This window comes from Bradyrhizobium guangdongense, assembly GCF_004114975.1.
GTDB classification, from domain to species: domain Bacteria; phylum Pseudomonadota; class Alphaproteobacteria; order Rhizobiales; family Xanthobacteraceae; genus Bradyrhizobium; species Bradyrhizobium guangdongense.
The window spans coordinates 2,827,722-2,840,158 of the sequence record NZ_CP030051.1; the positions used below are offsets into that span (position 1 = coordinate 2,827,722).

Below are 12,437 nucleotides of genomic sequence, written 5' to 3' on the forward strand. Positions count from 1 at the left end.
CACAGATGTCATCCACCAGCGTTATCCCGAATTTTGCAAATATTGGTTTCAAAAGGTGCTCGGTCGCCGCTTCTTCTGTTTCCGTCGATCCGTGGGTGACTCCGGAAGGCATTCCGGTCAAGTCAGCATACGGAGAAGCAGATATCGCCGGGCTCGATTTCCTTGAGACCTATCCGGGCATCGCGCCGTTCCTGCGCGGCCCCTATCCGACCATGTATGTCAACCAGCCCTGGACGGTCAGGCAATATGCCGGCTTCTCCACGGCGGAGGATTCCAACGCGTTCTACCGCCGCAACCTCGCGGCCGGACAAAAGGGCCTCTCGGTCGCGTTCGACCTCGCCACCCATCGCGGCTATGACAGCGACCATCCACGCGTTGGCGGCGATGTCGGCATGGCGGGCGTCGCCATCGATTCCATCTACGACATGCGCACGCTGTTTGCGGGCATTCCGCTCGACCAGATGAGCGTGTCCATGACCATGAACGGCGCGGTGCTGCCGATCCTCGCGCTCTATGTCGCCGCAGCGGAGGAACAAGGCGTTCCGCCGGAAAAGCTCTCAGGAACAATTCAGAACGACATCCTGAAAGAGTTCATGGTGCGCAACACCTACATCTATCCGCCTGCGCCCTCGATGCGGATCATCTCGGATATCTTCGCCTACACCTCGCAAAAGATGCCGAAGTACAATTCGATCTCGATCTCCGGCTATCACATGCAGGAGGCCGGCGCGACGCAGGACCTCGAGCTCGCCTATACGCTCGCCGACGGCGTCGAATACTTACGTGCCGGCCTGGCCGCCGGGCTCGACGTCGACCGCTTCGCGCCGCGGCTGTCGTTCTTCTGGGCGATCGGCATGAACTTCTTCATGGAGGTCGCCAAGCTGCGCGCCGCTCGCCTGCTTTGGGCGAAGCTGCTGAAACCGTTCAATCCGAAAGACCCGCGCTCGCTCTCGCTGCGAACGCATAGCCAGACCTCGGGCTGGTCGCTGACCGCGCAGGACGTGTTCAACAACGTCATGCGCACGACTGTGGAAGCGATGGCGGCAACGCAAGGCCACACCCAGTCGCTGCACACCAACGCGCTCGACGAGGCGCTGGCGCTGCCGACCGATTTCTCCGCCCGCATCGCCCGCAACACCCAGCTGTTCCTGCAGCAGGAGAGCGGCACCACCCGCATCATCGATCCCTGGGGCGGCTCGTACTATGTCGAGCGCCTGACGCGCGACCTCGCGGCCAAGGCCTGGGGCCATATTCAGGAGGTCGAGGAACTCGGCGGCATGGCCAAGGCGATCGAGGCCGGCGTGCCCAAGCTGCGCATCGAGGAAGCCTCGGCCAAGACGCAGGCCCGGATCGATGCCGGCAAGCAGGCCGTGATCGGCGTCAACAAGTACAGGCCGACGGATGAGGCACCGATCGACATCCTGAAGGTCGACAACACCAATGTCCGCCGGCTTCAGATCGACAAGCTGAAGCGGCTGAAGGCGGAGCGCAACCAGAAGGACGTCGATGCCGCGCTCGCCGCGATCACGCGCTCTGCCGGTGAAGACAATGGCAATCTGCTCGCGCTCGCGATCGACGCCGCACGGGCGAAGGCGACCGTCGGCGAAATCTCGGACGCGATGGAGAAGGTGTTCGGCCGGCACCGCGCCGAGATCAAGTCCATTACCGGCGTCTACAAGCGGGAAGCATCCAGCATGGGCAACCGGGTCGAGCAGGTTCAGGCGATGATCGATGCCTTCGAGGAAGCGGAAGGGCGCCGTCCGCGCATCCTGGTCGCCAAGATCGGCCAGGACGGCCACGACCGCGGTCAGAAGGTGATCGCGTCCGCCTTCGCCGACATCGGCTTCGACGTCGACATCGGACCGCTGTTCGCCACCGCCGACGAAGCGGCGCGGCAGGCCGTCGAGAACGACGTGCACATTCTCGGCGTCTCCTCGCTCGCCGCCGCGCATCTGACCGCCGTGCCGGAGCTGAAAGCCGCGCTGAAGAAGCAGGGCCGCGACGACATCATGATCATTGTCGGTGGCGTGGTGCCGCCGCAGGATTACGATGCGCTCTACGCAGCCGGCGCCGAGCCGATCTTCCCGCCCGGGACGGTGGTTGCCGATGCCGCGGATCAGCTGATCCAGAAGCTCAATGCTCGGCTCGGGCACAGTGAGGCGGCAAAGAGTAAGCGCCACGGCAGATAGTAACGGCGTATCGGTCCAGATTGAAAGCTCAAAGCCGGGGCGTCGAACTTTCGAATTGATCCTGCAGTCCGCAGGCAGAGTGCCGAACAGCGTATATCTGGGCTTGGAGAAGATTGGTGTAAGATGCGACGCAAAGGTTTCGTTGCAGTCAATAGGCAAATGCGGACGAATTTGCCTCATATCTTCGCGATCGGCGATGTCGCGGGTAACCCGATGCTCGCCCATAAGGCGGTTCACGAGAGCCATTTCGCGACAGAAGCGGCTGCCGGGCTCAAGAGCTTATTTGACGCGAAGATCGTCCCGAACGTCGCCTAAACGATTGGAGAAATCTGCCCGGTGATCGAGATGGGCGCCGATGCAATTGATCTCAGCAAGACCATCCATCCGCATTCGGCGTTCGGAGAGACAATAGGCCTGGCTGGCCAAGTGAATGAAGGTGTTTGCACGGATGTGTTGCCGGGTCCGAAGTGATCGACCAAGCGGGCGAGCCACTAGAAATCCAAACCTGAGCCGGCTCAGGTGCCTCGCTGCCGATTGTTCATAGGGGACCCGAATATGGCGGGAAGTTCTCGCAGGGAAGTAAAGGTACCTTTGAGCGTTCAAGAGGAGGAATTTGCCGCGGCATGTCGAGACTTCGTTCTGGAGAGGAAACCTGATCTCGCGGCATCCATCGTCATTGTACACAACCAGCTCAGGATTGTGAACGATCCGCATGTTCGGCTCGCGTTTGTAGAACTTGGTCTTGCCAGATTGGTACGAGTTCTACATCTCGCAATCGAGGGCAAGGCGATTGCTCTTAAAAGAGTGCCAAGACTCCTGTTCGACCTGGCGAGCTATAAAAGGAAGATACTCCGCGCGCTAGGTAGGGCCGATTGAGGACAGCCTCTCGGGTTACTAGCACGATCCATTCAACGCGCAGATTAGAGGAGTAGATACTCATCAACGCAACGAGGACCGGCAGTCATCCCTTGGCAGGAGATTCGGATCTCTGAATTGCAAAGGCGGGTACAGCGGTGCGGGATTGCGAGATCGGAGCCGGCCGATGAAATGAACGACCGGACGCGCGGAGCCTGGTGATCGGGACCTTCCAAGTCTCGCGCGCGCTCTTTGTCGTGCTGTCGAAATCGTACGACCCGTCAAATGCCGGAAACGGTGCGGAGAGGTGCCGACTTCAGCACAAAATGCGGTCTGACCTGTACGATAGTATTGCTGCTGGAGGTCGTTCGTTGGGTTTCTGCGATCGAATTCCGCATTCGGCGTCTGCGAAAGATTTGCGATCTTTCGTTTTCCTCCCTCTACTCGGCCCGGCGCGATCGCCGGGCCCTTTTTCTCGGCTGCTGGCCATATCTAGTGCCGCTCGAAGCCGGTTGATCAGCGTCGTATGATCTTCTTCAAGATTTCGGTGAGCGCTCGAAATTCATCTTGGGTCAGCGGAGCGAATGTCTCGCCGGAAATCTCGCCAATAGTTTCAATCGCTGCGTCCGCTATCCGTCTTCCCTTCTCGGTCAAATCTATCTCGCGTCGCCGCGGATCCAGAGGGTCTTTGGAGCTCTTGATGAGGCCGCGAGATTTCAGGCGATTGATAACGCCGGTGATGGTCGCCGAATCATAATGAATTAGCCGTCCTAAGTGGTTTTGCGAGCAAGGACCTACCTCCTTCAATTTCGCTAGCGTAGAGAATTGGGGCCCCGTTAATTCTTCAATCATCTTAGCGGCAAAGATGGACGTGTGAGTACGGAGCGCGACTCGCAACAAAAAGCCCGGTGCGTCATCCAGCCGGTACGAATCTATAGCTTCTTTCACTTTCCCGGCCGCGCGCGGCTTTGTCTCGGGTTGCACCACTTTTTGCTTCCTTGCCGTAGGTTGCCTCAGTTCAAGAAATACAGGCTCTTAGCTCCGAAGGTCTTCGGTGCCGGCCGATTGTCTACATTTCCCGACCTGGGAAATCCATCTTTGTGCGACCTCGTCCTGTTTAATGCGATTTGCGTCGTTGAGAGCCCCGGCAGTGGCCGCCTTCGTTGCATCCGTCGTTGGCATTTGGAAATCCGCTCCGCCTAAGAGGCAAACCATTCTCGCAAGAACTCGGTTAGACCGATCGCTCGGCTTGCCCCGGATCACGGAAAGAAACCAACTCATCGCTTGTAGACGAGCGTAGCGCTTGCATACGAGTGGTAGATGTCGTAGTGTCCTGAGATTGCTCCCGGGGTCTTTTGCTTCTCGCCTTACGGAGCGGCGCACCAAAGTACTGTCGGATTTGCGTATGTCGGCGATTGACAACATGAGTTCCGTTCGACCCGACCTGATTGAAAAGGTCACGGGACGCGCTGAGTACGTTACCGACCTGACGGTTCCGGGGATGCTGCACGGCTTTGTGGTTCGCTCGCCGGCCATTCATGCCCGCATCGTTTCGATTGATACGAGCGCCGCACGATCGATGGGCGGCGTCGTGGACGTGCTCATCGGCGAAGATGTCGCTTCGTTCGGTTGCTGGGGTGTTGTGCTCAAGGACCGGCCGATTATCGCTACCGACCGTGTGCGATATGTGGGCGAACCCGTCGCCGTGGTGATCGCGGAGACAATCGAGATTGCGGAAAACGCCGCAGAACTAGTCGATGTCGAATACGACGAGCTTCCGCGCGCAACGACCATCCAGGAAGCCCTGGCGGAAGATGCGCCGCTCATCCACGAGCGCCACGAAAACCTCGAAGACTTTTACTTCAGGGGTGGGGCACGGCCGACCGAGAGCAGCAACGTATTCCATACTTACCGGAGCAACCTCGGGGACGTCGACGCTGCGGAGGCAGCCGCGGCCTTTATCCACGAAGACCATTTCACCTTCCCGGCCATTTCTCACTTCGCCATGGAGCCGCATGCGGTCATTGCTGATTTCCAGGGCGGTTCCCTCACGGTCTGGGCCGGCGCACAAACGCCGAGCGCTGTTCAGAAGGTGCTCTCGCGCCTCTTCGGACTGCAGTTGGCCAAGGTCCGGGTGATCGTTCCATTTGTCGGCGGAGGGTTTGGCGGCAAGGCCTCGGTGAAGATCGAGCCTTTGGTTGCCGCTGCTTCGTGGAAGGTGCAACGCCCAGTCCGCGTTGCCCAATCCATAGTTGAATCGATGCTCACGTGTCGAAGGTTGGGCGCCGACATTACGATTCGAACCGCCGTGGACGCTGAGGGACGGATTCTCGCGAACAGCGCCAAACTGCTGCTCGATGGCGGGGCATATTCCGACACCGGCTCGGCCGTCGCCACTAAAGCGGCAAATCGCATCATGGGCCCCTACGCGGTGCCCAATCTGCGTCTCGAGGCCTGCGCGGTCTACACGAACACCGTTCCAGGTGCAGCATTCCGCTCGATCGGGGGACCGCAAGCTGTTTGGGCCAAGGAATCGCACATGGATAATGTCGCCGCGGCAATCGGCATGGATCCGGCTGAGTTTCGGTTGCTGAACCTGGCGTCCCGCGGTGAACGCATCCGACCCGATTTGCGGGCGCTCGATATGGATATGAGCGAGCTGATGGGCCGGGTAACCCAGTCGTTCGCATCGGAGGTGAAGGCGTCCAACCGGCAGGCGCGTGGACTGGCAGTCGCCGCAACCGATCCGGCCAATACGCCGATCAGCAACGCGATCGTACGTCTCAAGATCGACGGGTCGATCCTCGTTTCGGTCTCCAGCATCGAAGTCGGCCAGGGTGCGCACGCGACCATGGGGCGGATCGCGGCGCAGACCTTGAAGCAGCCGGCCTCCGCGGTCACCGTCTTGCGCACCGATACCGCCGTCGCTCCTTACGATTGGGGCACAGGCGCAAGCCGATCGACCGTGGTCGTCGGCCTTTCGGTCGAAAATGCCGCACTCGACGCGGCTGATCAGATCCTCGAAATGGTCGCTGACGTCTGGGAGCTTCCCCGGGAGAGCCTGTCGCTCGTTGAGGGTGGTGTCTCGACCGGATCAGAGGTCCTCACTTTTCATCAGATTTTTCACCGCACGTTGGGTGTCGACTCGGGAGAGGTCGTCGGCCGCGGCGCGATTACGCCGCGCTCGAAGAAGGGCGCCCTGGTCGAGTCCCCTCTGTTCTGGGAGACTTCCGCGGGCCTTGTTGAAATCGTTGTCGATGAAGATACCGGCGAGATCCATGTCCCTCGATATGCCAGCGCCGCTGACGTGGGTCGCGTGATCAATCGCGTCGCCGCGGAAGGGCAGGACGAGGGGGCTGCCATCATGGGCATCGGACACGCGCTTTATGAAGTGCTCGAGTTCGAGGATGGCCAGCCCATCAATGCAACGCCGATCGATTATTCGATCCCGCGCATCTCCGACGTTCCCCCCGTGTTTGACACCATCCTTGTCGAAAACGGCGACGGACCTGGTCCAGGCGGCGCCAAGGGAATGGGCGAGGGAGCAATCCTCCCGGTCGCGCCGGCGATCGCCAACGCGCTGTTCTCCACCTACGGCATTCGGATCCCCGACCTACCAATGACGCCCGAAAAGGTATGGCGCGCCCTGCAGAAGAGGAGCTGAAGTCATGGAGTTCAATATGTCGATGGTGGTGCCAGCGACGCCGGCGGAGCTTTGGAGCACGCTGCTCGACGTCCCTCGCATATCGGGTTGCATCCCCGGCTGCGAAAACGTCGAGGAAATCGAGCGGCTTCTGACTTACAAAGCGACCGTCAAACAGAAGATTGGCCCTTTCAAGGTCGAGGTCCCGGCCGACATCATCGTTGAATCGATAACGGAGCCGTCTCACGTCCGCACGCGCGCCACGGGTCGCGACAAGATCACGGGGACGAGGCTGGCGGTTGTTCTCGACGTGACCGTGACGCCGGAAGGGGCAGGGTCCACATTCGCCGTGGACGCGAAGGTGGACGTGCAAGGCCGCCTCGCGACTATGGGGTTCGGCGTCATCAGGCGCCGCGTCGATCAGAACTTCGAGGAGTTCGAGAAGCGGCTCAAAGAAATGCTGGGCGCCGCCTGATCATGCTGCCGTCACCCTTCGAATTCGAGAGGCCTTCGACGATCGCCGACGCCGTAAATGCGGTCGGGGAGTCCGACGACGGCATGTTCTACTCCGGCGGAACCGAACTGCTGCTGGCGATGAAGATGCGCGTCATCCATACGGGTCGGCTTATCGACATCAAGGGAATCCCCGGACTTGATCGCATTGCTCTGAACGATGCGAATGACATCGAAATCGGTGCGCGCTGTACGCACAAGAAGATCGCCAGCGATCCTGTTATTCGCGAGCACGTGCCGGCGCTGTCCTCGCTCTGTGCCAACGTCGCGAACGTCAGGGTCCGCAGCGTCGGAACGATCGGAGGCAATCTGTGCTTCGGAGAGCCGCACGCCGATCCGCCGACGATGCTCGCGGCCTTGGACGCACGGCTGGTGCTCAATGGCCCCAGCGGTACGCGTATCGTTCACGCTGACGATTTCATCCGGAGTGAGCTGGAAACGGTGCGGGAGCCGGATGAGCTTCTGGCAGTCATTGCGTTTTCGCGCCCGACCGGACCGGTGACCTATCGGCGGTTCAAGCATGGTGAGAGGCCCTCGGTGAATGTCGCGATGGCCTGGTCGCTAGGCGTCGGCGAGAGGACAATCAAAAGCGCCCGCGTGCGGGTCGGAGCGCTCGGTTCGCGGCCTCAGCCTTTGAAGGCCGTCGAAGACGCCCTCCAGGGCATATCAGTCGCCGAAGTCCGCCCTGCTATCGAGGCGGCGCTCCCCACGGCGCTGGATGAGCTTGAAGTCAACGAGGATCGGCATGGCGGCGCCGACTATAAGCGCCACCTTGCAGGTGTCTTGCTTCTGCGAAACGCCGAGGAGGCCATCGCCGCAGGCGGGAGCGCGTGAAATGACACATGTGCTGCCCATTTCGTTCTCGCTGAACGGCCAAGCGATCGCGATCGACGTTCCTGCCCATACGCTATTGATCGACCTGATCCGGGATCGCCTTGGCCTGAAGGGGACAAAGCGCTCCTGTGACATGGAGGTGTGCGGCGCCTGCACCGTTCTGCTCGACGGTGAGCCGATATCAAGTTGCACCACGCTCGCCGTCGATATCGATCAGCGGGAGGTCACGACGATCGAGGGCGTAACGCCGCCCGAGGGCCTATCGCGGATTCAGAAGGCGTTCGTGCTTCACGGCGGCCTTCAGTGCGGCTTCTGCACGCCGGGCTTCATTATGGCTGTCACAGCGTTGCTGAAGGCGACGCCGCACCCCACTGACGAAGAAATCCGTCACTACCTGTACGGCAACCTCTGCCGCTGCACCGGATACACCAAAATTTTCGAGGCCGTAAGGAGCCTTGCCGCCGAGCAAGTCTCCGAAGACGCCGCCTAGCCCGTCGCAAGATAGCGCAATGTCGTTTGGAGATATCATGACTCTTGAACAGGTCAGTAAATCGAGTGTCCTCATTGCCGGCGCCGGCATCGGCGGCTTGGCGATGGCGCTTTCGCTGCTTCGTCGCGGCATCGATTGTGACGTATTTGAGCAAGCGTCCGAGTTGCGCGAGGTCGGAGCCGGCCTTTGGATCTCCATGAACGGCGTGCGCGTTCTTCGGGATCTCGGCCTCACCGAACAAGTCGAGCAGAACTGCATCGCGGCCGAGCGACGCTCGATCCGGCTCTGGAACACCGGTGATAGGTGGCCCCTCTACAACCGCAGCTCCGACGCGGCGCGCAATCAGCCCTATCTGCTGCTCCGTGCTCACCTGCTGAAGATTCTCGTCGACGGCGTGCGCGAGTTGAAGCCGGGCGCCATTCATCTGAGCGCCCACGTTGTTGGGTTCAGTCAGGACGACGAAGGGGTTCGGGCCAAGCTTGCTGACGGCTCCGAAGTCGAAGGGCGCGCGCTGATCGGCGCTGACGGTGCGCATTCGAAGGTCCGTCTTGGCCTCATCGGCAAGATCGAGAGCGAGTACACGAAGGCCATCGCCTGGCGTGGTCTCGTGCCCGTCGACCGCCTTGCGCCGCATCAGCGCGAACCCGAGGTGGCAACCTGGATCGGACCCACCGCTCATGTCACTGCCTATCCGGTCCGTTGGCAGAACACCGTCATGATGACCTTTTCGGGCCAGGTCGACCATGACGACTGGCTCCTCGAATCCTGGTCGGAGAAGGGTTCTGTCGAGGAATGCCTGAAGGACTTCGAGGGCTGGCATCCGGACATCATCGAACTGGTCAAGAATGTGGATACCCTGAACAAGTGGGGACTGTTCGTGCGGCCGTCGCTGGGTACGTGGTCGAAGGGATGCGTCACCCTGCTCGGCGACGCCTGCCATTCGATGCTGCCGTACCTCGGGCAGGGCGTGAACATGGCCCTGGAGGATGCATTCGTCCTCGCCCGTTGCTTCGAGGAGAATCCCTATGACCTCGCGGCGGTATTCAAAACGTATCAGGGCCTGCGGCTCGATCGCACCACCAAGGTCGCAAAGTCGGCGGCCGGCATGCTGCCGATCTTTCATAACCAGGCGCTGTGCAAGCCGGAGACGGCGGGTGACTACATCAAGACCCAGTGGGCACCGGACGCGATGGCTGCGCGATACGATTGGATCTACCAGTACGACGCGGCCACCGCGCCGCTTCACTGACATGCTCACGATTGTGACCTCTGGAGCGCAACAGTGACTGGCACCAGGCAACCCTGGGACGACGTGATACCGCTGGACGAGCGCGAAACCTATGCCCTCGCAGGGCTGGGTGGTGCGGCGGGATTCGGCAGACGACCGGCATTGCTGGTCATCGACGTGCAGTATCGTTCGGTCGGCGACCGGCCGATGCCGATCCGCGACGCGATCAAGCAATACCCCACCAGTTGCGGCGAGGCCGGTTGGCATGCGATCGCACACATCGCCGAATTGGTGCGGTTGTTTCGCGAGAAAGAACGGCCGGTGATCTTCCCGCATGTCGCGCGGAAGGTAGGCCAGGACCAGGGCGCGTTCTCCGCGAAGATCCCAGGTATCATGCGGATCCCGTCCGAGGGCTACGACTTCGTCCGAGAGGTGGCCCCGCATCCCGGCGAGTTGCAGCTGCCGAAAACTCAGGCAAGCGCGTTCTTCGGCACTCCGCTTGCGACCTATCTGATCGGTGCCGGCGTCGACTCGCTGGTGGTGACCGGCTGCACGACCAGCGGCTGCGTGCGGGCCTCGGTCGTGGATGCGTGCGCGCTGAACTTCAAATCAATTGTGCCGAGCGATGCGGTCTACGACCGCTCGCCCACGTCCCACGCCGTCAACCTGTTCGATATCGCCAGCAAATACGCGGATGTCATGCCGACGCAGGTCGCCATCGAGCGGCTTCGCGCGCTGTCGGATGACCACACAAAGGATCAGCAGACGTGAGCGGCGCCGCGGCATCCGGATTGCTTTACGGCGCCAATGTGCACGCCAACGGCATTCGGCAGCACTATTTGCGGTTCGGCGGGGCCGGGCCGGCGATCATCATTGTCCCTGGCATCTCGACGACTGCGGCGCAATGGGCCTTCATCGCAGAACGCCTGTGCTCCGGACACGACGTTTTCGTGCTCGATGTCCGCGGTCGCGGCCTTTCCGAAAGCGGCCCGCATCTCAATTATTCGCTCGACGCATACGCATCCGACCTCATCGGGTTCGCTGAAGCGGTTGGAACGGGCCCTTATACGCTGCTGGGCCACTCGATGGGCGGCCGCATCGGAATCCGCGCCGCGCGTTGGCGGCCATCGTCCATGGAGCAACTGATACTGGTCGATCCGCCGGTCTCCGGTCCCGGGCGCCGCGCCTATCCGATTCCGGTCGAACCGCTTCTTAAATTGCTTCAAAGCGCGAAGCGCGGAGAAGCCGACGCGGCGCTGCGAAGCCCCTCTGCTCTGCGGTGGCCCGAGCAGCACATTCGCACCCGGGCCGAGTGGATGCATACCTGCGACGAGCGTGCGCTCGTCGAGAGCCACAAGGGCTTTCATCACGACGACATTCATCGCGACCTCGCCCATCTCGGCGTTCCCACCGCATTGATCGTCGCCGGGCGGGGAGGGGTCATTCGACCTGAAGATGAAGCGGAAATTCGCGGATTGCTGCCGTCGATCGCGATCAGGACGCTGGAAAGCGCGGGTCACCAAATGCAGATCGACGATACCGAGGGCTTCCTTTCGATCGTCGAAGAGCTTCTAGCGCGACCACGCGAAGGCCGCGTGTCTAAGTGCGGCAAACAGGAGATCAGTGAAGATGCCCCGACAAATCGTTGATGTTGAAATGCTCGAGCTCTTCAAGGCCGAGCTGACACTCTGCAAGGTGACGAAGGGCGAAGTCGTTGCGGTCCTGAGCGGCGGCGAGGAGCAGCAGGAATACGCCCAGGCCTTCATGCTGGCCGCGCAGAGCCTCGGCGCAACGACATTTCATCTCAACGTGCCCAAATACGGTCAGGGCAAGGTCGCGGGCCTGCAGGGCCGGCATGCGCTCACGGGCAACCAGCCGGCGATTGATACGCTCAAGCGCGTGGACATGGTGATCGATCTCCTGGGGTTGCTGTTCTCTCGCGAGCAAGCCGAAATTCAGGAAGCGGGCACGCGCATCTTGCGCGTGATGGAGCCGTTCCACATCCTCAAGAAGATGTTCCCGACCGAAGATCTGCGCCGGCGAACGGAGCTTTCTCGAACCCTCCTCCAGTCGGCCAGCAAAATGCGGATCACGTCGCCCGGCGGAACGGACGTAACTTATGGCCTGAAGCAATACCCGGTCATTTCCGAATACGGATACACGGATGAGCCCGGGCGCTGGGATCATTTTCCGTCAGGCTTTGCCTTCACTCAGGCGACCGATGGCGAGGTCAACGGCACGGTCGTGCTGATGCCCGGTGACATCCTCTGCGCGTTCAAGCGTTACATCCAGTCGCCGGTCACGCTGACCGTGAAGGACGGTTATATCGTCGACCTCAAGGGCGAGGGCACCGACGCGCTCCTCATCAAAAACTATATCGACAGTTTCGGCGATCCGCGCGGCTGGGCGATCTCGCATATCGGCTGGGGATCGAACGAGCGTGCCACCTGGCACCACATCGCCGCCTCCCAGGAGCTCGCGTCGGAGCACATCATGAATGCGCTTTCTTTCTACGGAAACGTCCTTTTCTCGACGGGGCCGAACACGGAGCTCGGCGGTACGAATGACACGCCGTGTCATTTGGATATCCCGCTTCGCGGCTGCAGCCTGTGGCTCGACGATATCCACATCCTCGACAAGGGCGACTTTGCTTATCCGGAATTGAGAGCGCCGGGCCGCTAGGCC

General features: G+C 61.1%; 11 protein-coding genes. 10 read left to right on the top strand and 1 reads right to left on the bottom strand.

Annotated elements, in window-relative coordinates:
* Positions 1-5 precede the first annotated feature (5 nt).
* Complete coding sequence (gene scpA / locus X265_RS13425) at positions 6-2,189, top strand: methylmalonyl-CoA mutase (RefSeq protein WP_128965233.1); 2,184 nt, start codon at positions 6-8, stop codon at positions 2,187-2,189.
* 159 nt (positions 2,190-2,348) lie between these two features.
* Positions 2,349-2,504: an FAD-dependent oxidoreductase gene (locus tag X265_RS41345; protein WP_244659493.1), complete on the top strand. Its 156-nt coding sequence runs from the start codon at positions 2,349-2,351 to the stop codon at positions 2,502-2,504.
* A gap of 1,056 nt (positions 2,505-3,560) precedes the next feature.
* On the opposite strand, the gene X265_RS13440 is transcribed toward X265_RS41345, so the two are convergent.
* The gene (locus X265_RS13440) at positions 3,561-4,031 is read right to left on the bottom strand and encodes a MarR family winged helix-turn-helix transcriptional regulator (RefSeq protein ID WP_128965236.1); all 471 of its coding nucleotides are present in this window, start codon (positions 4,029-4,031) and stop codon (positions 3,561-3,563) included.
* Positions 4,032-4,449: 418 nt separating this feature from the next.
* Here X265_RS13440 and X265_RS13445 point away from each other — a divergent pair, with 418 nt between their 5' ends.
* The 8 genes from X265_RS13445 (at position 4,450) to X265_RS13480 (ending at position 12,434) form a co-directional block, all read left to right on the top strand.
* The gene (locus X265_RS13445; RefSeq protein WP_128965237.1) at positions 4,450-6,708 is read left to right on the top strand and encodes a xanthine dehydrogenase family protein molybdopterin-binding subunit; all 2,259 of its coding nucleotides are present in this window, start codon (positions 4,450-4,452) and stop codon (positions 6,706-6,708) included.
* Positions 6,709-6,712: 4 nt separating this feature from the next.
* Entirely contained in the window at positions 6,713-7,162 is a 450-nt protein-coding gene (locus tag X265_RS13450) for an SRPBCC family protein (protein WP_128965238.1), read from the top strand.
* A 2-nt stretch (positions 7,163-7,164) separates the two neighbouring features.
* On the top strand, positions 7,165-8,034 hold the full coding sequence (locus X265_RS13455; RefSeq protein ID WP_128965239.1) for an FAD binding domain-containing protein: 870 nt from the start codon (positions 7,165-7,167) through the stop codon (positions 8,032-8,034).
* A 1-nt stretch (position 8,035) separates the two neighbouring features.
* On the top strand, positions 8,036-8,524 hold the full coding sequence (locus X265_RS13460; RefSeq protein WP_128965240.1) for a (2Fe-2S)-binding protein: 489 nt from the start codon (positions 8,036-8,038) through the stop codon (positions 8,522-8,524).
* A gap of 37 nt (positions 8,525-8,561) precedes the next feature.
* Positions 8,562-9,773, top strand: a complete 1,212-nt coding sequence (locus X265_RS13465) for an FAD-dependent monooxygenase (protein ID WP_128965241.1) — start codon at positions 8,562-8,564, stop codon at positions 9,771-9,773.
* A 63-nt stretch (positions 9,774-9,836) separates the two neighbouring features.
* The gene (locus tag X265_RS13470) at positions 9,837-10,523 is read left to right on the top strand and encodes an isochorismatase family protein (protein ID WP_245478053.1); all 687 of its coding nucleotides are present in this window, start codon (positions 9,837-9,839) and stop codon (positions 10,521-10,523) included.
* Positions 10,520-11,401: an alpha/beta fold hydrolase gene (locus X265_RS13475; protein ID WP_128965243.1), complete on the top strand. Its 882-nt coding sequence runs from the start codon at positions 10,520-10,522 to the stop codon at positions 11,399-11,401. The genes X265_RS13470 and X265_RS13475 overlap by 4 nt, the downstream gene beginning before the upstream one ends.
* A complete protein-coding gene (locus X265_RS13480) occupies positions 11,382-12,434 on the top strand; it encodes a 2,5-dihydroxypyridine 5,6-dioxygenase NicX family protein (protein WP_128965244.1) in 1,053 nt (350 codons plus the stop codon). Before X265_RS13475 ends, X265_RS13480 begins: the two co-directional genes overlap by 20 nt.
* The last annotated feature ends 3 nt before the right edge of the window (positions 12,435-12,437 follow it).

What these genes read in the sequence shown, in the direction of transcription:
- X265_RS13460 (WP_128965240.1), top strand. Translation starts at nt 8,036, where the DNA reads ATGACACATGTGCTGCCCATTTCGTTCTCGCTGAACGGCCAAGCGATC.
- X265_RS13465 (WP_128965241.1), top strand. Translation starts at nt 8,562, where the DNA reads ATGACTCTTGAACAGGTCAGTAAATCGAGTGTCCTCATTGCCGGCGCC.
- X265_RS13445 (WP_128965237.1), top strand. Translation starts at nt 4,450, where the DNA reads ATGTCGGCGATTGACAACATGAGTTCCGTTCGACCCGACCTGATTGAA.
- X265_RS41345 (WP_244659493.1), top strand. Translation starts at nt 2,349, where the DNA reads ATGCGGACGAATTTGCCTCATATCTTCGCGATCGGCGATGTCGCGGGT.
- scpA (WP_128965233.1), top strand. Translation starts at nt 6, where the DNA reads ATGTCATCCACCAGCGTTATCCCGAATTTTGCAAATATTGGTTTCAAA.
- X265_RS13480 (WP_128965244.1), top strand. Translation starts at nt 11,382, where the DNA reads ATGCCCCGACAAATCGTTGATGTTGAAATGCTCGAGCTCTTCAAGGCC.
- X265_RS13450 (WP_128965238.1), top strand. Translation starts at nt 6,713, where the DNA reads ATGGAGTTCAATATGTCGATGGTGGTGCCAGCGACGCCGGCGGAGCTT.
- X265_RS13455 (WP_128965239.1), top strand. Translation starts at nt 7,165, where the DNA reads ATGCTGCCGTCACCCTTCGAATTCGAGAGGCCTTCGACGATCGCCGAC.